Source organism: Thermosipho sp. (in: thermotogales) (genome assembly GCF_020054775.1).
In the GTDB taxonomy this organism is placed as follows: Bacteria; Thermotogota; Thermotogae; order Thermotogales; family Fervidobacteriaceae; genus Thermosipho; species Thermosipho africanus.
Genome location: NZ_JAIHAP010000005.1, coordinates 1 through 23,937 on the forward strand (window position 1 = coordinate 1; position 23,937 = coordinate 23,937).

Below are 23,937 nucleotides of genomic sequence, written 5' to 3' on the forward strand. Positions count from 1 at the left end.
AAAATTGGTCCCATTCTGGGGCCACCACCTACTGAAACTGCAGCCATTCCCATTACGTAAAGTCCTGGGAAAACTTCTTTAGTATTTTCAACTACAAATTTTTCTCCTTCTTTTGCATTCATAGGATACTCCCTAATTTTCCCTATAGGAAGGTCGATATCAATTCCTCTATCAACTAACATATTCACAACATTTGCAGGATGTCCCGTACCATCAACTACGAACTTTGCCATAATTGTTATAGGATCAACATGGAGTTTTTGCCTTATAACTGGTGCCCAATTTATTACAATTCCATTCACTTTATTTTCATATAATACAATATCTTCAACTATAACATTATTGAATAAAATTGCACCAGCTTTAGTAGCATTGTATAGCAAAGAAGACGCAAAATGTACAGAATCAACTGAAATAAAATTGTTTTTAATTAAGTAATTCATTCCTAATTCATCTAAAAAAGATTTAATATCGTTTTCAACAACTAGTTCATTAAACATCATTCCTCCACCCCATGTACCACCACCAGGTTCGTTTTTTGCTTCAAATATAGCAACTTTCAATCCTTTTTTTGAAAGATAGTAGGAAGCCGATAAAGCGCTTGGACCACCTCCGACAATGGCTACATCAACGTTCAAATTATCATTCAATTTTTCAAAAAACCTTTCTACAATAATTTTGGAAACTTCATAATCCCACATTCCGTCTACCTCCTTAATAAAAAATTCCCCTCCGCAAAAGCGGAGGGGTTATTATAAACTTATAGACTCTTATCTTTTCCTTCCCAATCCCTCCGCCGGTATTACCCGGTTCAGGTTCTAAGGGTCGAAGGTTTCCACCTTCCTCTCAGCCCCGGATTATGGAGCTCCCCTTGGGATTTTATTCACTTTTCTTACACTAATATAGTACTACTAAATTTTTAAAATGTCAATTTAGTTTTTTAATTTCTTTTATAATGTCATAAAAGAAAAAGTAAGAATATATTCCAAGAGTTAGTATGGAAAATACAATAAACTTAAAAATTGATTTTTTTGACTTTATTATACTCAATATTACCTTAAGATATAACAAAATAAATAGAAAACTCATAAACTGCGCAACAAAATACGTAAAATATGATGAGGTTAAATACAAAGGAAGCAGAGAGAAAAGTGCAAGAAATAACGCTATATAAAAAATCCACATAAAGTTTACATTAAATTTCTTTCCAATTTTTCTACCAAATAAGAATAGTAAAAACATTAAAAATAACGATGAAATAGTCAACAATATTTGCGAAATAGGTTCATTAAAGAAAACAAAAATATTAGCTAAAATTGAAAAAAATGTATAACCCCAAAAAGAAATAATCATTATTAATATACCTCCATTTTTTTGTTTAATACTATTCTAAGTATAAAAAAATAATCGATTAAAGTCAAATATTTTCAACAAATAAAAAACATGGCTTCAAACAAATTGAAGCCATGTTTTCAAGATAAGAAATTTCCAAATATTCAACTTTTATCTTCAAACTCTGGAATCTTCTATTTCTTCTATCTCACTAAAATGAATAATATCTATCTTTTCTCTTTTTAACATATTTGATAAAACATTTTTAGGACCAACTTCAATAAATTCTTCTACTCCAAGTTCTAACATTCTTCTTATCGATTGCAACCAGTAAACTGGTCCTGCTATTTGTTCAAGTAAATAGTATTTTAATTCCTCTGGGTCAGTCGATTCTTTTGCTGTACTATTTAAAACAATCGGAACTTTTGGTTTTTTGAATTTAACATGTTCTATTTCTTTAGAAAGTTTTTCGCGAGCACTTTCTAAAAAGGGAGTATGGAAAGGTCCAGAAACAACCAATTCTGTTGCTCTAATACCTTTATTTTTACAATCTTCTATAAATTTTTGAATAGATGATTTCAAACCACTTATAACTGTTTGTGTTGAAGAATTATAATTTGCAACATAAAGACCTTCATAATTTTTAACAAGCTCTTCTACTTTCTCAGCAGAGATTTTTAGAACCGCAGCCATACTTCCTTTTCCCGGCTCGATTGCTTGAGAAATATATTCTCCCCTTTTTCTTACCAAATATATTCCAAAATCAAAATCGTATACCCCAGCTGCAGCAAAGGCGGTATACTCTCCCAGGCTATGCCCTGCAAATATATCATAGTTTATTCCTAAGCTTTCTAAGTGTTTAAAAGCCACAAAACTAGCTAAAAATATTGCAGGTTGCGCATTTTCGGTTAACTTTAGAGTTTCTTCATCTCCATTCATGATATTTATTAAATCAATATTAAGCACCTCTTCTGCTCTTTTACTTAGATCATTCCAAAATGGATATTTAGAAAAATCCTTTGCCATTCCAGAATATTGTGAACCTTGACCTGGAAATAAAAAAGCTTTCATGCTTCCACCACCTTTAAAACTCTTTTTGAAATTATAACTGCTAAGCACATTTTCAAAAAATCTATTCCAATAAATGGAACAACTCCGATCATAAAAGCTTTTTTAAAATCGTGCAAATGATAATTTAAAACCAAAACCCCTAATGTGTAGATGATTGCAATTCCCAATATCCCATGTAAAAACATAGAAAAATAATCTTTCTTAGATAGAGAAATTATCCAAGCAGCTAAAGGAAAAGCAATTAAATATCCACCAGTTGGACCAATTATACTTGCAAATCCTCCTGAAAAGTTAGCAAAAACAGGAAGGCCAATGATACCTAAAAGAAGATAAATAGATTGTGTTAAAAGGGCAAGTGTGGGTTTTAAAAAATAACCAGTTAAAAATACCATTAAGACCTGTAAAGTTATAGGTACAGTCCCAATTGGAATTGATATTTGTGCTCCGACTATGGTTAAAGTTACAAATAACGCAACTAATGATATATCTTTAGTTTTCATAACCTTACCTCCCCTAATTTTCTCACAGTCTCGTTAAATTCTTCCATTATTTCTTCAATAATTTCGTGTACAGGCTTTATATCTTTAATTAACCCAACACTCTGTCCTGCCATGAAAGAGCCTTGCTCAATATTTCCTTCCTGAACAGCTTTTCTAAGGCTACCAACCAATATATTTTCGGCATCTTGTGGACTTTCAACTTCCAAAGTTTTGACTATTTTTGCAAACTTAGTTTTTATAACTCTTGCTGAATGACCCAAACTTGCTCCAGTAATAATAGTATCTCTTATTCCTGATTTTATAATTAAATTTTTAAAGTTTTCATGAACTTCTGCTTCTTTACTAGCAATAAATCTTGTTCCCATTTGTATTCCCTCAGCCCCTAACGCAAAAGCAGCTGCCATTCCTTTTCCATCTGCAATTCCACCTGCAGCAATTACAGGAATTTTTACACTCTTTGATACAGAGTTAACTAAAACAAAAGTTGTAACTTCGCCTATATGCCCACCAGATTCCATTCCTTCAGCAATAACTGCATCAGCTCCAGTCCTTTCAACAAGTCGAGCAAGATTTTCCGAAGCAACTACTGGAACAACTTTAATCCCTGTACTTTTCAAATCATTTATGTATTTTGTTGGATTTCCCGCTCCAAATGTTACAACTGGAACTTTGTTTTTTAATACAACTTCAACTAGTTCATCTGCAAACGGTGACACTAATATTATATTTACTCCAAATGGTTTATCTGTGTGTTTTCTTACCTCATCAATCGCATTTTGTAAGTCTTCACCTTTCATAGCTCCTGCACCTATTATTCCTAGGCCTCCAGCATTTGATACAGCTGCAGCAAGTCTTGGTGTACCAGCCCAAGACATTCCACCCATCAATATTGGATATTTAATATTAAAGAGTTTGCAAATTCTATTCATAAAATTCACCTCTTTGAACCTAATAATAGAACTGCTTTCGCTACCATTTTACTACTAACATATGCTTTTGCATCTACAAACACTACTCCAGCTTTTATTTCTTTTATCTTAACTTCATATCTTAGTGTACAATCGGGCCTTACTTCTCCTTTAAAACGCGCATTATCAATCCCTAAAAATAATGGTATTTCATCATTTCCTTTTAAAAGCAGTATTCCTGCAGTTTGTGCAAGACCTTCTAAAATATAAACACCTGGATATATATGGTAATTTGGAAAATGACCTTTAAATATAGGATCAGAATCTTTAATTTCTCTTTCAGCAACAATATAATCTTCTCCTTTTTCAACAACTCTGTCAACAAGCAAAATAGGATCTCTATGAGGCAAAATTTTCATTATTTCCTCTTTTTTCATTATTAGTACCTCCCAATAACAACAGAAGCATTATGACCACCAAAACCGAACGAATTTTTAAGAAAATTATTAATCTTTGCTTCTCTAGTTTCTTTAACTAAATTTAATTTCGAAGCAATTTCATCAGGTTTCTCAAGATTTGGCATTCCATGTACAAAACCTTCATTCATTTCTAATATTGCTGCAATTGTTTCTACAACACCTGCTGCTCCTAATAAATGTCCAGTTAAAGCCTTGGTTGAATTTACAAATAAATTATTCCTTTCTCCAAAAACATTCAAAATTGCTTGAGCTTCAAGTTCATCACCAACTGGTGTACTTGTAGCATGACAGCTTACAAGATCAATTTCATCCGGAGAAAGGTTTGCATCTTTTAATGATTGAAGCATTACTGATGTAGAACCTTTTGATTGAGGATCGGGAGCACTAAAATGATAAGCATCATCGTTCATTCCAAAACCCTTAACTTGGGCTAATATATTTGCATTTCTCTTTTTAGCAAATTCTTCGGATTCTAAAATTAGTATTCCGGCTCCTTCTGCCATTACAAAACCATCTCTTTCAACATCAAATGGCCTAGAAGCTTTTTTCGGCTCATCATTCCTTGTAGACAAAGCTTTCATAGCCGCAAAACCTGCAATTGGTAATGGAGCAATAGTAGCTTCTGCACCACCTACAACAGCTACATCCACATAGCCGTGCCTTATTAAAAGTGCTCCCAAAGCAATAGCATGAACTGAACTTGCACAAGCACTAACAACTGAAAAATTAGGTCCTTTTAGCTTATAATTCATTGCAACAACACCACTTGCCATATTTGAAAGTATCATTGGGATCATAAATGGACTAACTCTATTTGCACCACGTTCTTTGAAAACATCATTTTGTTTGTCGAGAGTTATAAATCCTCCCATACCACTTGCTACTATTACCGCAACTCTTTCTTCTATTCCTTCAAAATTGATCTTTGAGTTTTCAATAGCCTCTTTTGCAGCAACAAGTGCAAATTGAGTGTACCTATCAATACGTTTAGATAATTTTTTATCAATGTATTCTTCTGGCACAAAACCTGTTACTTCTCCAGCAATTTTTACAGGTAAATTTTCAGCATTGAAGCTTGAAATTTTATCTATTCCTATATGCATTTTTTTCAGATTTTCAGAAAACTCGGAAATATTTTTTCCAATTGGATTTATGGTCCCCATTCCAGTTATAACAACTCTTTTCACATTTACACCTCCTATTAATATTTTTACAAGTAAAATTATATCAGTTTAACTTTTTTAAGTCAAGCAAACTTATCATGCTTTTATTTATCATCATCCGCGAAATTAGTTACATTAATCTTAACACAATAACGGAATTTAAAAATATTGAAAAGCTATTTATATAATAACATTCGTGGTATAATTTTATAAGAAAAAAATTTTAGGAGGAAAAAAAGATGGAATTAACAGCTGAGGTATACGGTGTAGAATTGATACCTATGGGACCGATTATTTATTATACTGAAAATGGCGAAGATATAAAAGTAAATGATACAGTTATTGTTATTAGTGAGTTTGGTTTAGACTATGGAGTTGTAAGAATTGGTAAAAGGCAAATGAGCATAGATGATATAGGGTACGATTTAAAACCAATAATTAGAAAAGCTACTGAAGAAGATTTAGAAACAATTGAGAAAAATAAAGAAATTGCAAAAAGAGCATTTGAAGTTACAAAACAACTTGTAAAAAAACATGGTCTAAACATGAAGGTTTTATATTCAAAAATGATGGTTGATGGTTCAAGACTAGTAATTTATTTTAGTTCTAAAAACAGAGTAGACTTTAGAGAACTTGTTAAAGATATTGCTAAAGAATTTAAAACAAGAATAGAACTTAGACAAGTCGGTGCCAGAGATGAAATGAAATTTATAAAAGGTTTGGGACTTTGTGGAAAAAAGTCATGCTGTTCTTACTGGCTTAGAAGTTTTGACAGTATTACTCTAAAACATGCAAAAAGGCAACAGATGATGATAAATACCGCAAAAATTACTGGTCCATGTGGTAGATTACTTTGCTGCTTAAAATTTGAGTATGATTTCTACATAGACGCATTGAAAAACATTCCAGATGAAGGAAGTATGATTAAATATAATGGTAAAGATGCAAAAGTTATTACTGTAAATGTGTTTCTAAAAAAGGTAACAATATACACAAAAGACGGTGAAACTATAGCTCTACCCTTTGATTATTTTAGAGGTGGTAATAATGTGGAAATTGTTGATGACAACAGGGATAATATTGATCTTGATATCACTGATGATGTTTTTAATGGAGAAGAGTAAAATTTTTCCTTTGCCTGGAGATATTGTTATAAAAAGAGGCAATTTTGTTCTTATAATACCAATTACAAGCATGATTATACTAAGCATTATATTAACAATTGTTATGAGTCTTTTTAGAAGGTGATACACTTGATGTTTGAGGCATTAGAACTAAACGATTTAAAAAAACTCTCGCAAATTATTTCAAAATTTTATATTAAGTATCCAGTCAGATTTCTTTATTTAAACGGAGATCTTGGAGCTGGTAAAACAACGTTTTCAAAATTTTTTTGTGAAAATTTTGGTGTTGATCCTGATTTAGTAAGTAGCCCGACTTTCTCAATTGTAAACGTATACGAAGGTTATAAAACAATTTACCATGTAGATTTGTATAGATTAGAAAGTCCTGATGAACTTTTTTATGTACTAGAAGAAAATTTCGAAGATGAAGATGGAATATTTTTAATCGAATGGAGTAATCTATTTGAAAACTATTTTACTGAGAAAGGTATAACATTAAATTTTTTTCATAGAAATGATGGAAAAAGGAATGTGGAAATAATAATCGATACAAAACTTTCTAGTTTAGACTTGATAGAAGATTTAAGGAGGTGGCAAGATGACCGAGAAAAAGTTCGAAAAATTGGAAAAGAAAGTAGCAAAATTGAATGAAGAAGAAATAGAAATACCTGATATATTACCTGCTATAGCAATGAGAAGTAATGTTGTAGTTTATCCTAATACTGTAGTACCTTTCTATGTTGGTCGTGAAAAATCTTTATATGCACTTGAAGATTCAATGGAAAATTACAAACAGTTAATTTTTCTTGTTAATCAAAAAGATACTAAGATTGAAGATCCTACAAAAGATGATCTATTCAAAGTAGGAACAGTTGCAAGAATAATGCAAATAGGAAAACTCCCAGATGGAACTTTTAAAGTTTTAGTTGAAGGACTTTCAAGAGCAAAATGGATAAAGTCAGTTGAAGAAAAATATTTTAAATTTGAAATAGAGCTCTTAAAATCAAAATATAGGAAGACGAAAAAACTAATAGCTTTAATGAGAGCTGTAAGAGATGAAATGCAAAAGTATATCCAATATTCAAGAAAACTTCCTACAGATGCTTTAATGTTTTTGGAAGATATGGAAGATCCTGATATTTTTGCAGATCTTGCTGCTTCAATTTGTCCAGGAAATCTTGAAGAAAAACAAGAGTTGTTAGAAATATTACATCCAGGTAAAAGACTTGAAAAAATCCTAGAACTTTTGTCTAAAGAAACTGAATTGTTAGAAATTGAACATCAACTCGATCAAAAAGTCAAACAAAGGATTGAAAAATCGCAGAAGGAATATTTTTTAAGAGAAAAACTTAGGGTAATTAGAGAAGAGTTAGGCGGAGAAGAAGATGCCGAAATAAAAGAAATTGAAGAGAAAATAGAAAAAGGGGATTATCCAGATTTTGTAAAAGAAAAAGCAAGATTTGAACTTAATAGACTTGAGAAAATGTCTCCCTATTCACCAGAAGCAAATGTTATTCGAAATTATCTTGATTGGATACTTAACTTACCTTGGAAAGAAAAAAGTGAAGAAAATTTAGATTTAAAAAATGCTAGAGAAATACTTGAGAAGTACCATTACGGGCTAAAAGAGCCGAAACAAAGAATTCTAGAATTCTTGGCAACTAGAAAAGTTTCAAAGTCAATGAAAGCACCCATAATTTGTTTTGTTGGACCTCCTGGTGTTGGAAAAACTTCACTTGGAAGATCAATTGCAGAGGCATTAGGAAGAAAATTTTTAAGAATGTCTTTGGGTGGTTTAAGAGACGAAGCAGAAATAAGAGGGCATAGAAGAACTTATGTAGGAGCTCTTCCCGGAAGAATAATTCAGCTAATTAGAAAAGCTGGTGTAAAAAATCCAGTTCTTTTGTTAGATGAGATCGACAAAATGGGTATAAGTTTCCAAGGAGATCCTGCATCAGCTTTATTAGAAGTACTTGATCCTGAACAAAACAAAGATTTTGTTGATCATTATCTAGAATTGCCTTTTGATTTATCCGAGGTTTTGTTTATAACCACTGCTAATACTCTTTATAATATTCCAGATGCTCTTAGAGATAGGATGGAGATAATAGAAATACCGAGCTATACAAATACTGAAAAATATTATATAGCAAAAGAATATATTATTCCTAAAGCACTAGAAGAAATTGATATAAAAAAATCTCAAATTATATTTAAAAATGAAGCAATTAATCATATTATATCTGATTATACTCTTGAACCTGGAGTTAGAGAGCTTGAGAGAAAGATTAGGGCAATTATTAGAAAAGCTGTTCTTGAGATAGTTGAAGGTAAAAATAAGGTAATAATAACAGAAAAAAGAGTAAGAAAATTTTTAGGAGCACCAAAAATACTTGAAGAAAATAAATTAGAAGAACCAACAATTGGTGTTTCAACCGGGCTTGCTTGGACCGCGTATGGTGGAACAACACTTTTTATTGAAAGTACTTTATTCCCTGGAAAGGGAAATTTAATACTTACGGGAAAATTAGGCGATGTTATGAAAGAATCTGCACAAATCGCTCTAAGTCTTACTAAAAAAATTTGCGGAAAAGATTGTATGGATATATTTGAAAAAAACGATATACATATACATGTTCCAGAAGGTGCTGTTCCAAAAGACGGACCTAGTGCAGGTGTTACAATAGTTACAAGTCTGGTTTCAGCTGTAAAAAAGATCCCTGTTAGAAATGACATCGCTATGACAGGTGAAATAACACTTAGAGGTAGAGTTCTTCCAGTTGGCGGAATTAAAGAAAAAGTATTAGCTGCATACCGTAAAGGAATTAAAAAAATAATTCTACCATATCAAAATAGATTTGATATTGAAAAAATACCTGAAGAAGTAAAATCTGATATTAACTTTATCTTTGTAAAGGAAATAGATGAGGTTTTAAAGGAGGCATTAATTTGTGAAAATAAAGAGTGTTGAACTTGTAAAAACTATATATAAAAGTAATGATAAGTATCCAGAATCATTGAATGGAGAATTTGTATTTGTAGGTAGATCAAATGTTGGTAAATCAACACTTTTAAACATTTTAACTGGTAGAAACATAGCAAAAACAAGTAAAAAGCCCGGAAAAACGGCCTCCATAAATTTTTACAAAATAAATAATTCATTTTATTTTGTTGACTTACCTGGATATGGCTATGCAAAAGTTTCTGTAGAAGAGAGAGCGCGTTGGCGAAAGATAATTGAAAATTATTTTTCAAAAAGAGCTTGGAATATAAAATTAGTCTTTGTCTTAATTGATGGCAGACATGAACTTCAAAAAAATGATGAAATATTACTCGAATGGTTGAAAGAATTAGAATTAGATTTTGCAATTGTTATGACTAAGATGGATAAATTGAAAAATTCTGAGAGAGCTAAAATGATTAGGTATTACAATGATCTTTACGGAGAAAATTACACTATTATTCCATACTCTGCCATCACAAGAGAAGGAATAGAAAAAATTTATGAATTAATAGAAATATTTGGAGGTGTTTGAATTGATTAGGGAAGTTATAAATGAGCGTTTAGAAAGTATTTTGCGTGAAGAAGGTCTCGAATATCAATTTAACGTTGAAATTCCTGATGAAAATTTTGGAGACTATTCAACAAATATAGCACTTATTGGAAGTAAGCATTTTAGAAAACCTCCAAGAGAGGTTGCAAAATTGTTTGTTGATAAGCTTTCAAAAGACCCTATTTTTTCTGAAATTACAATTGCAGGTCCCGGTTTCATAAATTTTAGAATATCAAAAGATTTCTACCTTAGTATTCTTTCAGAAATGATAAAAAAGGAAAAGGCATACTGGAAAATTCAAAAAAATAATAAAAAAATACAATTAGAGTATGGAAGTGCAAATCCAACTGGTCCGTTTACAGTGGGCCATGGAAGACAAATTGTTATAGGAGATGTTCTTGGTAATGTACTAGAATTTCTTGGATATGATGTAACAAAAGAAATGTATATTAATGATGCTGGAAGACAAATAAGACTCTTAGGAAGGTCCTTATGGGTTAGATACAATGAATTGTTCGGAAAAGAATATGAACTTCCAGAGGATGGTTATAGAGGAGATTATTTGATAGATTTTGCTAAAAAACTTAAAGATGAAATTGGTGATAAATATGTAGAAAAATGGGATGATGAAGTTGAAAAATTTTTCATGAAATATTCTGTTGAAAATATCTTAAAAACCATGGATGACACCTTATCAATGCTTGATTGTGGCTTTGATTCTAAAGTCAAGGAAAGCTTTGTAATAGAAAAAGGTTATGTAGATATTGTTCTTAATAAGTTTAAAGAAAAGAATATGATTTATGAAAAAGACGGGGCAGTTTGGTTAAAAGTTTCAAAAGTTATAGACGAAAATGATAAAGTTTTAATTAGAAGTGATGGAACTTACACCTATTTCTTAACTGATATTGCTTATCATTACTACAAATTTACTAGAGGATATGACAGGGTATATGATATTTTTGGAAGCGATCATCACGGACATATTCCGAGAATGATTGCAGCTATGAAATTATTAGATATTGATGAAAGCTTTGTCCACTTTATACTTCATCAATTTGTAACTTTAAAGAGGAATGATGAAATAGTAAAAATGAGTACAAGAGCAGGAAATTTCATTACACTTGATGAGTTAATTAAAGAAGTTGGAAAAGATGCAACAAGATACTTTTTTGCTATGAACGATGTAAATACACATCTTATTTTTGACCTTGAACTTGCAAAATCAAAATCAAATGATAATCCTGTATATTATGTACAATATGCATATGCAAGAATAAATAGTATTTTCGAAAAAGCAAAAGAAAAAGATATAGATTTTAAAATTTTAGATAATATTGAACTTTTGGAAAATGAACATGAAATGAGTATAATAAAAATGATGGATGAGTTCATCCACTCACTATATCAAGTTGAAGAAAAGCTTTCACCTCATTACTTAACAAATTATATATTTAGCTTGTCAGAAAAATTTCATAGCTATTATTCAAAATACAAAATTTTAGATGAAGAAAATAAATCTCTGTCAAATGCAAGAATGAACCTTATTTTTGCCTTAAAAAATGTATTTGAAATTTCCTTTGAACTTCTTGGAATAAGTGCACCTGAAAAAATGTAGAAGGTGATAATTTGAACTTAGATCTTCTTTTTTCATCTTTCATGCATGAAATTGGAAAAGCTACAAGTGAAATGGAGGTTTACAAAGCTTTATTAAACTCCGTTAAAAGTGTTCTAAATTATGAAAAAGCTCTTGTAATGAAAGAAGATAAAATAGTTTATTATGAACCTGAAATGTTAGACATTCAAAAGTTTGAAGATTATATTGCTTGGATAAAGCAAAGACTTTTACCAGCATTTTTTTCAGAAGAAGATAAGTTTATTGGAATAATTCCAATTGTCAAACAGAACAAACTCTTAGGGGTAATTTTGTTGCTAACAAAAAATGAACCAAATAATGAAATATTAAATTTATTACAAACATTTGCTTTTCTAACAGGTGTCACTGTAGAAAATTTAATTTTGGTTGATCAAATAAAAAAGTCAGAAAAATTTATGTCAGATGTTTTAAACTCGATCAATGAAGGTATTTTTGTTTTAAACGAAAATGGAAGGATAGAATTTCTGAATGATTTTGCAAAGGAAATATTGGATTCAGCCCCTCATATTAATGAATTTTTAAAATCAGCAATAAATGATGAAAGAAAAATTCTAACAAAAGAATTTAACAATCACTACTATACTATAGTTAAGGTTAAATTTAATTTTTCAAATGAAACAAAATATGTTGTTACTTTCAATAATGTAACCTATGAAATTGAATTAGAAAAACTAAAACAATTAGACAAAATGAAAACAGAATTTGTCGCAAACATATCTCATGAGCTTAGAACACCCCTAACTGCGATTAAAGCATATACAGAAACATTACTCAATATGGAAGTTGATAGAGAAAGTCAAAGAGAATTCCTTGAAACGGTTTATGAACAGAGTGAAAGATTAGAAAGCTTATTGAATGATCTGTTAGACTTTACTTTAATAGAATCTGGCACCATGGAACTTGAATATAGTGAGTTTGATTTGTGTGAATTAATTAAAGAAGTGGTTGAAAACTTGAAACAACTAGCTGAAAAATACAAAGTAAAAATTAATGTAAGTTGTGAAAGTATTTCTATATCAGCTGACAAAAGAAGAATTAAACAAGCAATACATAACTTAGTTGACAATAGCATAAAATTTTCGGATAAATCTAAAGAAGAAAGATACGTAAATATATCAGTTGAAAAGAAAGAAGAAAACTTAAGTATAATTATTGAAGATAACGGAATAGGAATTTCACAAGAAGACAAAGAAAAAATATTCGAAAAATTCTATAGAGGGGATAGAAGTCTAACATACGAAGTTCCAGGAACAGGTCTGGGGTTAACTATAGTCCAGGAAATAATTAAACTTCACGGTGGAAAAATAAATGTGAATAGCACCTTAGGAGAAGGTACAACGTTTGAATTGGTTATTCCATATAGGAAGTGATAAAGTGATAGCGGAACTTTTAAAAGATATTGAAGAATTACCAACACCAGATTTTCACGTGCAACAAATAATTAATATTGCTTCAAATCCAGATGCTTCGGTTAAAACACTGGAAAAAGCTATTTCTACTGAACCTACTCTTTCATTAAAAGTGTTAAAACTCGTAAATTCAGCATATTATGGTTTACCGAAAAAGGTTACAAAAATTAGCGAAGCAGTCATGATTTTAGGTTTTAAAACTGTTAGGAATTTAGCTTTATCTTTATTTACTTATTCTTCATTAAATAGGGGGACATCAAAGATAGATAAAAAAATGCTGTGGAAACATTTTATGTCGACAGCAATTATTTCTGAGGTAGTTGCTAAAAATATTGGATATCCAGAACAAGAAGAGGCTTTTATGGCAGGTCTTTTACATGATGTAGGAAAAATTGTTCTTGATATAGCTTTCCCAGAATATTTGACTATGCTGGTCAATAAAAGTATGGAATCAAAAATAAACTTATACAAACTTGAAAAGATGTTAGAAGTTGAAACTCATAACGAAATAGGTAGTTACTTGATTGAAAAATGGCAACTTCCTGAGTTGTACCAAATTGTTTCAAAGTTTCATGATGAACCAGAAGAAAATACTTCACCAGGTTTTAATAGTATAGTTTTTATAGTACACCTTTCTAATTATATATCAAATTTATTGTATCCAGGCTTTTCCGGATCTTTTGGCAAACCAATTCTTTCGAAAGATACATTTAAAGTACTGGGAATTAAACCATCAGATTTACTGAAATTAATTGTTAAATCTAAAGATTCTTTAGTAAAAGCTAAGGACCTTATGGAAGGAGGAGAAGATAATGAGACCTGAATACAGAAATAAAAAAATAGAAGCCTATATTAGGGAATTAATTGCTCAGGCAATTCAAAAAATGAAAGAACCTGAATTTGAATCTTTAAAAGATTATATCGTTATTTCACGTGTTTTGATTTCCAAAGATAGAAGATTTGCAGATGTATTTGTCAGTGTTATTGGAAATAGCGAGCAGAGAAAAAAAGCTGTGGAATTACTTGAAAAGTATAAAGGATATTTCAGAACTTTTGTAGCAAAAAATGTAAGACTTTATACTGCACCTGAACTGAGGTTTAAGGAGGACAAAGGTATAGAAGAAAGCGTTAGAATTAATAAATTATTAGATGAAATTATGTCTAAAGAAGATGAAAATGGTTCCGATAATTAAATTGAGGTATATTACACTTTAATTGTGGGAGGCAAATGCTATGGATGGAATTAAAGGGGTGGAAAATAGAAGAGTCGATGACCAGATAATTTATAGTGATAGAAACGTAAAAACAAGCGATAATGTTCAACAAAGAAACAAGGAAAAGGTGGATCCAGAATTTGCCGCTAATATTTTTAAAGAAAATTTGGAAAAACTTAAAGTGATTTTTAACGCGGAAGCAGAATTTAAAATTGATCAAGAAACAGGAATGATTATAGTTAAAATAAAAGAAAAAGATACAGGAGAAATCATAAGGCAGATTCCACCTGAGGTTGCATTAAAGTTAGCAAAAAATATAGAAGAGCTTTTAGGCATGGTCTTTGATGAACATGTATAAGTGAGGTGGAAAGCATGGATTATAGTTCAATAGCAAATAACATAAATTACAAATATACGTCAAATGCCCCGCTTTTTCAATTTGGCGGAGTAACTAGTGGTTTGGATACAGCTTCCATAATCGAAAAACTTATGGAAGTTGAATCTCAACCATTAAATAGATTAAACGAAAAGTTTAAAGAATTAGATTACAAAGAAAAAGCTTATAACGCAGTATCTGACAAATTAAGAGAATTAATGGATTATTTGACAGATTTTAAGCTTCAGTCAAATTTAATTCCTAAAAGTGCTTCAGTTTCAAATGAAAGTATTTTAACCGCAACCGCTAGTTCTTCAACGTTGGATGGTACTTATTCTATTGAAGTTAAAAGCTTAGCTACAAGGAGCTTTTTTGAAAGCTCAAAACTCGGTCAAGATATTACTCTAACCACATTATTTTCAGATATTAATCATAGGTATGTTCCGGTAGATTCTGTCGTAAAATTAACCGTAAATAATACTGAAGTTGATATAAATATCAGTACTTCAGATACGATAAATGATATACTTACAAAAATTTCTGATGCATTTACAACTGCAGGCAGTTCTGCAACCGTAAGCTTTGATGATACAAATAATAGATTGATAATTCAATCTTCAGATGTATTTGAACTTTCACAAACAAGTGGTAATTTTATGTTTGTGTTTAATTTAAACGATGCAAATCTAATAGCTGATGGTAGTGGGAACTATACTCTTCAAAGTACTAAGGACATTGGAAGCTATTTTACTAGTAAAACACTTTCAGAACTTGGAATTACTGGTTCGGGTACTTTTACAATTAATGGTGTCTCAATTAGTTATTCTCAAGATGACACAATTGCTGATTTAATTTCAAATATAAACAGCAATTTGGAAGATGTAATTGCTAGTTATGATGAAGTGAATAATAAAATAATTTTAACAGCAAAGGATATGGGAGATGTTATTATAAATGTTGCAAATGCTCCTAGCGAGTTAGGTTTTGATACTGGAACATTTACTCTTGGAAATGTTGCACACGCTGTTTTAAAAACAGATTCTGGATTAACATATGATTTATATTCTGATACTAACTCATTTTCTTATAATGGTCTTGAATTTACAGCTTTAAATGTTGGAACAACGAATGTAAGTGTAAATACTGATACAGATTCAATCATTGAAAAAGTAAAAGATTTTGTGGACAAATGGAATGAAACTACAGATTATTTATACACAAAATTAACTGAATCAAAAGTTGAAAATAAAGATGAATCTGAAATGACTGATGAGGAAAAAATACAAGGTTATTTGAAAAATGATCAATATTTGAGAAAAGTTTTTGATAAAATGAGAAATTATTTGTATGAATCCTACGGAGGAAAATATCTTTGGGAACTTGGAATAAAATCTGGTGATGCTGGTATAGGTTTTGAAAATACAATGAAAGGGCATATTGAACTTGATGAAGATAAACTAAGAGAATTTATTTCTAAAAATGGTTCAGATGCTGTTTGGGAATTTTTTGGTGATGAAAATGGTTTTGCATCTCAGGTAAAAGATTATTTATATGAACTTACAAAATTTAATGGAGAGATAGATCAGATAGCCGGAGTTAGTGGGCGTATTGAGCGCGAAAAAAGAACGCTCGCAAAGCAAATGGCTAATTGGATTGAAATTTTACAGAAAAAAGAGCAGGATTTGTGGCAAAAATTTACTGCAATGGAAGAGGCACTTTCAAAACTAAATGCACAAGGTGCATACATTGCCCAAGCTTTGGCTAAAAAATAATTTGTTATTTTACCATTTTATATTAAAGGTTCTCTTTAAAGAGAACCTTAATGTTTTTTATGATAAAATATAATTGTAAATATGAACTGGAGGGAAAATAATGAAAAAAAACATTCTTGATTTTAATTATGAAGAATTGGTAAATGAATTTAAAAGTTTAGGTCTTGAAAAATATAGGGTAGATCAGGTATTTGACTGGATTTATAAAAAGAAAGTCTTCGATTTTAAAGATATGACTAATTTATCAAAGGAATATAGAAGAATATTAGATGAAAATTTTGGAATTCAGATCCCCAAATTACTCGATATGCAAATTTCAAAAATCGACAGGACAACAAAGTTTTTATGGGAACTACCAGATGGTAATACAATTGAATCAGTAGCACTTTTTCATGAAGGAAGAGTTACTGCTTGTATTTCAACTCAAGTTGGTTGTCCTGTAAAATGTTCTTTTTGTGCTACAGGTCAAAGTGGCTATGTAAGAAATTTAACAGCAGGAGAAATAGTATCACAAATTTTAGGTATTGAAGTTCATAGAAAAATTAGAGTTGGAAATGTTGTATACATGGGTATGGGTGAACCCCTACTAAATTATGAAAATACAATTAAAAGTATAAAAATGCTTAATAATAGAAAAATGTTGGGAATTGGAATAAGAAGAATAACTATTTCAACGGTTGGAATACCTGAAAAAATAATTGATCTTGCAGAAAGTGGTTTAGATGTTAAGCTTGCACTTTCTTTACACGCAACTACTAACTTTAAGAGAGATCAAATTATCCCATTAAATAAACAATACAGCATAGAAGAATTGATTTTTGCTGTAAAAAAATATCAAGAAATAACAAACAATAGAGTTACAGTAGAATATATACTAATAAAAGAATTTAATGATTATCCCGAAGATGCTGAAAAGTTGGCTGAACTTTTAAAAGGTTTAAGTGTTTATGTCAACTTAATTCCAGTCAATCCTGTAAATCCAAATTATTACAGACCAAGCAGATGGGCAATGGAAAGATTCAAAGAAATTCTGACAAAGTATGGAATAGAGTGTGAAATAAGAGCTGAAAAAGGAACTGATATCGATGCAGCTTGTGGGCAATTACGAAGGAGGAATCTAAAATAAAGATTTTAAAGTTGATAATTATGTTTTCTATTGGGGCAATATTTGGAGGACTTTTTTTCCTAGGAGTTTTTTATTATATACAAAATACTTCTTACGTTCAAATCCCATCAATTGAAGAGTTAAAAAACTTAAAAGTGACTGAAGTAACTAAAATCTTAAAAAAAGAAGGTTTAGAAACCGAAAAAATCTTTGGCTGGGGTAATTTAAAACTAATTACACCAGAAGGCGGTAATTTAGTAAAAAGAGGAAGAAAAATACAAATATATGGGAATATAGAAATAAAAGACGGGATTTATATTCCAAATCTTTATGGTGTACACTATTTTATAGGTATAGATATTTTAAAAAACTTAGGCTTAAAAGTAAATCTAGTAAAAATAAATTACCCTGGTGCAGATGGAAGAATTCTTGCCGCATATCCAAGTTTTGAAAGTACTATATCTAATCTAGAGAAAATAAATTTATTGGTCGATAACGGAGAAATTGGAGGGAGCAAATGAGAAGAAAAGGCGTTGTGATAAAGTTTTTGTCGAATATGGCAATTGTTCAAGATTTTGAAACTGGCGAAGAATTTTTGTGTAAATTAAGAGGAAAGTTTAAGGAACAAAAAATTAGACCAATTGTTGGTGATCTTGTTGAATATCGCCCTATTGTTTCAAAAGAAGGAGTTATTGAGAATATATTAAATAGAAAAAATGAGCTTCCAAGGCCAAAAATCGCAAATATTGATCAAGTTGTTGTAGTAACATCCTTAAGAAAGCCTGAAGTACCTTTACAAATTTTAGATAAATATTTAGTTTTAGTTGAAAACGCTAAACTTCCGGCTGTAATTGTGTTAAATAAGATTGACTTATTAACCAAAGAAGAAATAAATAAATTTAAAAATATTTATGAAAAAATATATCCGGTTTATTTTGTTAGCGCAAAAACAAAAGAAGGAATTGAAGAATTAAAAGAAGTATTTAAAAATAAAATTTCTACAATGGCAGGAATGTCAGGTGTTGGAAAAAGTAGTATTCTGAATGCGATTAATCCAGGCCTTTCACTAAAAGTTAATGATGTTTCGGAAAAATTAGATAGAGGTCGTCATACAACGACAGTTATTGAACTTATGCATTTTGACTTCGGTGGGTGGATAGCTGATACTCCTGGGTTTGCAAATTTAGATATAAGTCATATAGAGCACGAAGAGCTAAAAAGATTATTTCCAGAATTTAATGACTTTTATTGCCTTTTCCCTGATTGTAACCATGTTGATGAACCAGGATGTGGAGTTAAGAAGGCGGTTGAAGAAGGAAAAATTTCTAAGACTCGATATGAATCATATTTGCAAATATATAAGCAATTATTGGAGGGGTAAGTTTTGTTTTTACCTACTACTAGAGATGAAATGAACGCACTAGGCTGGAAAGAATTAGATATTATATTAGTAACTGGTGATGCTTATATTGATCATCCATCAATAGGTATTTCACTAATAGGACATTATCTTTTGTCTAAGGGATATAAAGTAGGGATTATAGGACTACCTGATTATAATTCTGATGATATAACGAGGTTAGGAAAACCTCGTTTATTTTTTGGAATTACTAGCGGAAATGTTGACTCTATGGTAGCAAATTATACTGCTTCAATGAAAAAAAGAAGATTTGATGATTATATACCTGAAAAATTTAATATCAGAAGGCCCGATAGAGCTTTGATTGTTTATTCTAATTTGGTTAGGCGATACTTCAAAGGAGTTCCAATAATAATAGGTGGAATAGAAGCAAGTTTAAGAAGGTTTGCTCACTATGATTGGTGGTCGAATAAAGTTAGAAAATCAATCTTATTAGATTCAAAAGCTGATATTTTAGTTTATGGAATGGGAGAAAAGGCTATTTTAGAAATTGCCAGATGTATAGAAAAATATGGTGATATAAACAAGTGTAAAGATATTGATGGAGTAGTATGGTGGTCTTCTAAAAAACCAGAAAAGTGTGTTGAAATTCCTTCATTTGAAGAAGTTAAAGAAAATCCAGAAAAATATAATGAAGCTTTTAGAAAAATGACGCTTTTAACAGATCCAAATAAGAAAATAAGGATAGTACAAAGGCAGGATAATCGATATGTTATTCAAAATCCTCCGCAATCACCTCTAACTCAAAGTGAATTTGATAATTTATACCTTTTGCCATTTGAAAGAGAAGTGCATCCATATTACAATAAATTTGGAAAGGTTAAAGCAATAGAAACTGTAAGATTTTCTATCACTGCCGTAAGAGGCTGTTATGGAATGTGTGCTTTCTGCGCCCTGACTCAGCATCAAACAACACATGTAATATCAAGAAGTATTGATTCAATTCTTGAAGAAGTAAAAATTTTAAAAAGAATGAAAAAATTTCGTGGAACAATAAATGATGTTGGTGGTCCCACTGCGAACATGTACGGGTCTGATTGCTCTATAAGAGAAAATAAAGGACAATGCTCAAAGTTTTGTTTGTTTCCTAATATATGTAATAACGCAAAGGTAAATCACGAAAAGTTATTGAATCTACTATACTCAATAAAAAAGGTTCCAGGTATTAAAAATGTTTTTATTTCCTCAGGAATAAGGCATGATTTAGTATTAGAAGACAAAAAATACGGTGATATTTTCATTAAGGAACTTCCAAAATTTACACCAGGTCAATTAAAACTTGCTCCAGAACATTCTGATAAAAATGTTTTACAAATAATGAGGAAACCTGATATATCTTTGTTTTTGCAATTTAAAGAAAAATATGAGAAAGTTGCAAAAAAAAGATATGTTGTAGCTTACTTTATTGTTGGACATCCAGGAGAAGGAATGAAAGAAAATAACAACTTAAAAAAATTTATTAAGGAAAAGCTTGGCTATAGGCCACAACAGATTCAAATTTTTACTCCTACTCCTGGAACATTGAGTACAACAATCTATTACACAGGAATTGATCCTTTTACCAACAGAAAAATTTTTGTAGAAAGAAGCTTAAAAAAGAGAAATCTCATGAAGAAAAACATACTTGATATATGATATAATCTTTTTGGAGGTGGTTTCTAAGATGGAAGATCCTTTAAGTTATTTGTTAAATTTATTTTTGTTAATTTTTCTACTTTATCTTTCTTCTCTGTTTTCAGCTTCTGAAACTGCTTTAACTTCTGTTAGTAAGTTAAAACTTAGGGAATCTTTGAAAAAGGGTGATAAGAGCGAAGAGGAAAGCGAACTTCATCTTTTTAACAAGCTTTTAACTGTAATACTTATAATGAACAATTTAGTCAACATTTTAGCCTCATCAATTGCGACATTAGTAGTTGTAAACGCATTTAAAAATGTATTGCCAGAAAGTCTCTCGGCACTTTTTAGCACGTTAATTTTGACATTTTTTATATTAATTTTTGGTGAAATTACACCGAAAATATATGCAAGGCAAAATAATGAAAAGATATTTAATAAAATGATTGGCATTCTGATATTTTTGTCCAAGATATTTTCACCGATAATAAAACTTCTTGTTTCAATATCCAATTTTGTAATCAGAATAATTGGTGGTACATATGTTGAAGAAGCACCATTCATAACAACAGAAGATATCATAATGTATGTTGAAGTTGGAAGAGAAGAGGGAACCATCAAACATGAAGAAAGTTTTATGCTTAAAAGAACTTTAGAAATGGAAGAATCCGTTGTAAGAGAAATTATGATTCCAAGGGTTGATATAGTAGCAATTGAAGAATCGGAAACTTTGGATAAGGTAATGGAAATAATAAAAGAGGAAGAGTATTCAAGGATCCCAGTTTATAAAGAAACAATAGATAATGTAGTTGGTATTTGTTATGCTAAAGACGTTTTAGCATTTATAAGCGATAGAGGATCGGAAATATGCGAAAAGGTTAAGGTGAAAGAATTGATGCGCGAACCACTCTTTGTCCCAGAAACTATGAAAGTTTCTGAACTTTTAAAAATTTTCAAGGAACAAAAGATGCACATGGCAATTGTTGTAGACGAATACGGAGGAACTGCTGGACTTGTAACTATGGAAGATATTCTAGAAGAAATTTTTGGAGAAATTATGGATGAATACGATCAAAATGAAAATCTTGGGATAAAAAAACTCGAAAACGGCTCTTACATAGTAGATGCAACTGTACCTATTAATGATATAGAAAGAGAACTAAAAATAGAGTTTCCAGAAACAGACTATGAAACATTAGCAGGTTATATTCTAGAACATCTTCAAAGAATCCCAAAGGTTGGTGAGGAAATTATAATCGATAAATTCAAATTTAAAATAATTGCAGCATCAAAAAATAGAATTGAAAAAGTATTGGTTAAGGTGGTGAAAGATAATGAATGATAAGTTAATTGAACTTGCAAAAAAGGCACAAAAAAATGCATATGCTCCTTATTCAAATTTCAAAGTAGGCGCAGCAATTTTAACAAAGAGTGGAAAAATTTTTACAGGTGCAAATGTTGAAAATGCATCATACGGATTAAGCTGCTGTGCTGAAAGAAATGCTATTTTCAAAGCAGTAAGTGAGGGAGAAACTCAATTTTCGAAAATTGTAGTTGTTGGTGATACTGAAGAACCAATATCTCCCTGTGGTGCTTGTAGACAAGTTATGGCAGAATTTGGAGATTTTGAAGTAATTTTAGTAGGGAAAAATGGAAATATTAAGAAAACCACAGTATCGGAATTACTACCATACAATTTTGACAAGGAGAATCTTAACAAATGAAGAGTGTAGAGGTAGTATCTGTACACCTTCACGATTATTTGTATTTTAAAGATGTAGATATTTACTTTGATAAAGGATTAAATGTTATTACCGGTGAAACTGGTGCCGGAAAAAGTTTAATGTTGGATATTTTTGGGATATTGCTTGGAGTTACCCCAGGTAGAGTAGACAACTACAGCGTGGAAGTAGTAATTGATATTCCAGATGATATCTTGGAATATGAAATTTATAAGGGAGAAAATGTATTTTCAGTTAAAAGAAACAATTCAAGAACAACTTTTAAGATAAATGGAAGAGTATATCCAAAGAATATTGTATCTTCAATTTTATCAAATTATATAACTTTACATAGACAAAATTCACACATGAAATTTTTGGAACAAAATTTTTTGATATCTATTTTAGATGAAATTTCAAATAATAAAAACTTATTAAATGAGTATAGAAAATATTATGAATTATATAAAGAATTAAACGAACTTATTAAAAGTGAGAGTCTGAATAAGCTATATGAAAAGTTAGAATATTTAGAGTCAGTTATAAAAGAAATAGAAGAAGTAAACCCAACTGTCGAAGAAGAAGAACTCTTAAATGAACAGTACAACGTTGCTACTAAGCTTCAAGAAACCGTAGAAAAGTATAATGAAATTTTAAACGAAAGTGAAGTTATTTCAGAAAAATTGTGGAACATAAAAAAGATAATTAATGATAAGTATGAAGAATCAGTAAATGCAGCTTTAGATATTGTAGAAACATTAAAATTAGATATTCAAAAAGAACTTTCAGAAATTGAAGGATATGATGTTAAAGAAATAGAAGAAAAGATCTGGCAATATAACCAACTAAAGAGAAAATACGGTCCCACTCTAGAAGATGTTTTATTAAATTATGAAAATTATATGAAAGAATTAAATGAAATTAAAAAGAAAATAGAATTATTAGAAGATTCTCAAAAAAAGATAGAAGATTGTTTAAAAAACATGAAAGAACTTTCAGAAAAAATTTCGTTAAATAGAAAAAAAGCCGCTGAAAAAGTAAGTGAAGCATTCTTAAAGCACTGCAATGATTTAAATCTAAATATAGAAATTCAATTCAACTTTTCAAAAATTGATTATAATTACAATGGATTTGACAAAGTTGAATTATTAGGAAGAACTGTAAAAAATCAACCTCTAAAACCGTTGAAAGTTATAGCCTCTGGCGGTGAACTTTCAAGGTTAATGCTAGCTCTGGAACTTTCAGTAGTATCAGATGGTATCCTAATTTTTGATGAAGTAGATGCAGGAATCAGTGGTGAAACTGGTAATAAACTAGCTGAAAAGCTTAAAGAAGTGTCTGAAAGATATCAAGTAATCGTAGTCACACACCTTCCACAAGTTGCAGTAAGAGCCGACAAACATTTCGTAGTTTTAAAAGATCAAAAATCTGGATTAATAAAAGAACTAGATGAAGAAGAACGTTCAATTGAAATCAAAAGAATGGTAGGTTCCGATGATGTACTTAAGTTTATAGATTAAA

25 protein-coding genes and 1 riboswitch are annotated in these 23,937 nt (G+C 30.4%); of the genes, 18 read left to right on the forward strand and 7 right to left on the reverse strand.

Annotated features, from left to right (window positions below):
- From JG780_RS01920 to fabF, 7 genes are all read right to left on the reverse strand, one after another.
- The coding region (locus JG780_RS01920) for a sulfide-dependent adenosine diphosphate thiazole synthase (RefSeq protein ID WP_287569054.1) at positions 1 to 701 on the reverse strand (701 nt) is incomplete at its 3' end.
- Between the two features lie 69 nt (positions 702 to 770).
- Positions 771 to 882: riboswitch (TPP riboswitch) on the reverse strand.
- A gap of 45 nt (positions 883 to 927) precedes the next feature.
- Positions 928 to 1,353 carry a DUF4234 domain-containing protein gene (locus tag JG780_RS01925; RefSeq protein ID WP_012580422.1) on the reverse strand — a complete coding sequence of 142 codons (426 nt, stop codon included), beginning with the start codon at positions 1,351 to 1,353 and terminating at the stop codon, positions 928 to 930.
- Between the two features lie 156 nt (positions 1,354 to 1,509).
- Positions 1,510 to 2,403: an ACP S-malonyltransferase gene (gene fabD / locus JG780_RS01930; RefSeq protein ID WP_114702471.1), complete on the reverse strand. Its 894-nt coding sequence runs from the start codon at positions 2,401 to 2,403 to the stop codon at positions 1,510 to 1,512.
- Positions 2,400 to 2,903: a biotin transporter BioY gene (locus JG780_RS01935; protein WP_012580420.1), complete on the reverse strand. Its 504-nt coding sequence runs from the start codon at positions 2,901 to 2,903 to the stop codon at positions 2,400 to 2,402. The genes fabD and JG780_RS01935 overlap by 4 nt, the downstream gene beginning before the upstream one ends.
- Positions 2,900 to 3,832, reverse strand: a complete 933-nt coding sequence (fabK, locus tag JG780_RS01940) for an enoyl-[acyl-carrier-protein] reductase FabK (protein WP_012580419.1) — start codon at positions 3,830 to 3,832, stop codon at positions 2,900 to 2,902. The genes JG780_RS01935 and fabK overlap by 4 nt, the downstream gene beginning before the upstream one ends.
- 5 nt (positions 3,833 to 3,837) lie before the next feature.
- Positions 3,838 to 4,248 (reverse strand): 3-hydroxyacyl-ACP dehydratase FabZ, encoded by a 411-nt coding sequence (gene fabZ, locus JG780_RS01945; RefSeq protein ID WP_012580418.1) that lies wholly within the window; start codon positions 4,246 to 4,248, stop codon positions 3,838 to 3,840.
- A 2-nt stretch (positions 4,249 to 4,250) separates the two neighbouring features.
- Positions 4,251 to 5,477 (reverse strand): beta-ketoacyl-ACP synthase II, encoded by a 1,227-nt coding sequence (gene fabF / locus JG780_RS01950; RefSeq protein WP_012580417.1) that lies wholly within the window; start codon positions 5,475 to 5,477, stop codon positions 4,251 to 4,253.
- Between the two features lie 215 nt (positions 5,478 to 5,692).
- Here fabF and JG780_RS01955 point away from each other — a divergent pair, with 215 nt between their 5' ends.
- From JG780_RS01955 to JG780_RS02040, 18 genes are all read left to right on the forward strand, one after another.
- Complete coding sequence (locus JG780_RS01955) at positions 5,693 to 6,577, forward strand: PSP1 domain-containing protein (RefSeq protein WP_012580416.1); 885 nt, start codon at positions 5,693 to 5,695, stop codon at positions 6,575 to 6,577.
- Entirely contained in the window at positions 6,564 to 6,701 is a 138-nt protein-coding gene (locus tag JG780_RS01960; protein ID WP_004102707.1) for a DUF2905 domain-containing protein, read from the forward strand. The genes JG780_RS01955 and JG780_RS01960 overlap by 14 nt, the downstream gene beginning before the upstream one ends.
- An 8-nt stretch (positions 6,702 to 6,709) precedes the next feature.
- A complete protein-coding gene (gene tsaE / locus JG780_RS01965) occupies positions 6,710 to 7,228 on the forward strand; it encodes a tRNA (adenosine(37)-N6)-threonylcarbamoyltransferase complex ATPase subunit type 1 TsaE (RefSeq protein WP_012580414.1) in 519 nt (172 codons plus the stop codon).
- Positions 7,176 to 9,548, forward strand: coding sequence for an endopeptidase La (gene lon, locus JG780_RS01970; protein WP_114702475.1), 2,373 nt, complete (start codon positions 7,176 to 7,178; stop codon positions 9,546 to 9,548). Before tsaE ends, lon begins: the two co-directional genes overlap by 53 nt.
- Positions 9,529 to 10,113 carry a ribosome biogenesis GTP-binding protein YihA/YsxC gene (gene yihA / locus JG780_RS01975; protein ID WP_287569056.1) on the forward strand — a complete coding sequence of 195 codons (585 nt, stop codon included), beginning with the start codon at positions 9,529 to 9,531 and terminating at the stop codon, positions 10,111 to 10,113. Before lon ends, yihA begins: the two co-directional genes overlap by 20 nt.
- A gap of 1 nt (position 10,114) precedes the next feature.
- Positions 10,115 to 11,746 carry an arginine--tRNA ligase gene (gene argS, locus JG780_RS01980; RefSeq protein ID WP_287569057.1) on the forward strand — a complete coding sequence of 544 codons (1,632 nt, stop codon included), beginning with the start codon at positions 10,115 to 10,117 and terminating at the stop codon, positions 11,744 to 11,746.
- An 11-nt stretch (positions 11,747 to 11,757) separates the two neighbouring features.
- Positions 11,758 to 13,155, forward strand: coding sequence for a sensor histidine kinase (locus JG780_RS01985; protein WP_012580410.1), 1,398 nt, complete (start codon positions 11,758 to 11,760; stop codon positions 13,153 to 13,155).
- Positions 13,127 to 14,017: an HDOD domain-containing protein gene (locus JG780_RS01990; protein ID WP_287569058.1), complete on the forward strand. Its 891-nt coding sequence runs from the start codon at positions 13,127 to 13,129 to the stop codon at positions 14,015 to 14,017. Before JG780_RS01985 ends, JG780_RS01990 begins: the two co-directional genes overlap by 29 nt.
- The gene (gene rbfA, locus JG780_RS01995) at positions 14,007 to 14,387 is read left to right on the forward strand and encodes a 30S ribosome-binding factor RbfA (protein WP_004102693.1); all 381 of its coding nucleotides are present in this window, start codon (positions 14,007 to 14,009) and stop codon (positions 14,385 to 14,387) included. Before JG780_RS01990 ends, rbfA begins: the two co-directional genes overlap by 11 nt.
- A 40-nt stretch (positions 14,388 to 14,427) precedes the next feature.
- Entirely contained in the window at positions 14,428 to 14,766 is a 339-nt protein-coding gene (locus JG780_RS02000) for a flagellar protein FlaG (protein ID WP_287569059.1), read from the forward strand.
- A 14-nt stretch (positions 14,767 to 14,780) separates the two neighbouring features.
- Positions 14,781 to 16,556, forward strand: a complete 1,776-nt coding sequence (gene fliD, locus JG780_RS02005; protein WP_012580406.1) for a flagellar filament capping protein FliD — start codon at positions 14,781 to 14,783, stop codon at positions 16,554 to 16,556.
- 100 nt (positions 16,557 to 16,656) lie between these two features.
- The gene (gene rlmN / locus JG780_RS02010) at positions 16,657 to 17,682 is read left to right on the forward strand and encodes a dual-specificity RNA methyltransferase RlmN (RefSeq protein ID WP_287569060.1); all 1,026 of its coding nucleotides are present in this window, start codon (positions 16,657 to 16,659) and stop codon (positions 17,680 to 17,682) included.
- Positions 17,683 to 17,702: 20 nt separating this feature from the next.
- Entirely contained in the window at positions 17,703 to 18,182 is a 480-nt protein-coding gene (locus JG780_RS02015) for a hypothetical protein (RefSeq protein WP_051001563.1), read from the forward strand.
- Entirely contained in the window at positions 18,179 to 19,042 is an 864-nt protein-coding gene (gene rsgA / locus JG780_RS02020) for a ribosome small subunit-dependent GTPase A (RefSeq protein ID WP_287569061.1), read from the forward strand. Before JG780_RS02015 ends, rsgA begins: the two co-directional genes overlap by 4 nt.
- Positions 19,043 to 19,045: 3 nt before the next feature.
- Complete coding sequence (locus tag JG780_RS02025) at positions 19,046 to 20,716, forward strand: YgiQ family radical SAM protein (protein ID WP_287569062.1); 1,671 nt, start codon at positions 19,046 to 19,048, stop codon at positions 20,714 to 20,716.
- A gap of 28 nt (positions 20,717 to 20,744) precedes the next feature.
- On the forward strand, positions 20,745 to 22,037 hold the full coding sequence (locus JG780_RS02030; protein WP_114702484.1) for a hemolysin family protein: 1,293 nt from the start codon (positions 20,745 to 20,747) through the stop codon (positions 22,035 to 22,037).
- Positions 22,030 to 22,419, forward strand: a complete 390-nt coding sequence (locus JG780_RS02035; protein ID WP_012580401.1) for a cytidine deaminase — start codon at positions 22,030 to 22,032, stop codon at positions 22,417 to 22,419. Before JG780_RS02030 ends, JG780_RS02035 begins: the two co-directional genes overlap by 8 nt.
- Entirely contained in the window at positions 22,416 to 23,936 is a 1,521-nt protein-coding gene (locus JG780_RS02040; protein WP_004102681.1) for a DNA repair protein RecN, read from the forward strand. Before JG780_RS02035 ends, JG780_RS02040 begins: the two co-directional genes overlap by 4 nt.
- The last annotated feature ends 1 nt before the right edge of the window (position 23,937 follow it).

Coding starts and splice junctions, on each gene's coding strand:
- JG780_RS01925 (WP_012580422.1), bottom strand. CDS start 1,353: ATGATTATTTCTTTTTGGGGTTATACATTTTTTTCAATTTTAGCTAAT.
- fabD (WP_114702471.1), bottom strand. CDS start 2,403: ATGAAAGCTTTTTTATTTCCAGGTCAAGGTTCACAATATTCTGGAATG.
- JG780_RS01935 (WP_012580420.1), bottom strand. CDS start 2,903: ATGAAAACTAAAGATATATCATTAGTTGCGTTATTTGTAACTTTAACC.
- fabK (WP_012580419.1), bottom strand. CDS start 3,832: ATGAATAGAATTTGCAAACTCTTTAATATTAAATATCCAATATTGATG.
- fabZ (WP_012580418.1), bottom strand. CDS start 4,248: ATGAAAAAAGAGGAAATAATGAAAATTTTGCCTCATAGAGATCCTATT.
- JG780_RS01955 (WP_012580416.1), top strand. CDS start 5,693: ATGGAATTAACAGCTGAGGTATACGGTGTAGAATTGATACCTATGGGA.
- JG780_RS01960 (WP_004102707.1), top strand. CDS start 6,564: ATGGAGAAGAGTAAAATTTTTCCTTTGCCTGGAGATATTGTTATAAAA.
- tsaE (WP_012580414.1), top strand. CDS start 6,710: ATGTTTGAGGCATTAGAACTAAACGATTTAAAAAAACTCTCGCAAATT.
- lon (WP_114702475.1), top strand. CDS start 7,176: ATGACCGAGAAAAAGTTCGAAAAATTGGAAAAGAAAGTAGCAAAATTG.
- rbfA (WP_004102693.1), top strand. CDS start 14,007: ATGAGACCTGAATACAGAAATAAAAAAATAGAAGCCTATATTAGGGAA.
- JG780_RS02000 (WP_287569059.1), top strand. CDS start 14,428: ATGGATGGAATTAAAGGGGTGGAAAATAGAAGAGTCGATGACCAGATA.
- fliD (WP_012580406.1), top strand. CDS start 14,781: ATGGATTATAGTTCAATAGCAAATAACATAAATTACAAATATACGTCA.
- rlmN (WP_287569060.1), top strand. CDS start 16,657: ATGAAAAAAAACATTCTTGATTTTAATTATGAAGAATTGGTAAATGAA.
- JG780_RS02015 (WP_051001563.1), top strand. CDS start 17,703: ATGTTTTCTATTGGGGCAATATTTGGAGGACTTTTTTTCCTAGGAGTT.
- rsgA (WP_287569061.1), top strand. CDS start 18,179: ATGAGAAGAAAAGGCGTTGTGATAAAGTTTTTGTCGAATATGGCAATT.
- JG780_RS02030 (WP_114702484.1), top strand. CDS start 20,745: ATGGAAGATCCTTTAAGTTATTTGTTAAATTTATTTTTGTTAATTTTT.
- JG780_RS02035 (WP_012580401.1), top strand. CDS start 22,030: ATGAATGATAAGTTAATTGAACTTGCAAAAAAGGCACAAAAAAATGCA.
- JG780_RS02040 (WP_004102681.1), top strand. CDS start 22,416: ATGAAGAGTGTAGAGGTAGTATCTGTACACCTTCACGATTATTTGTAT.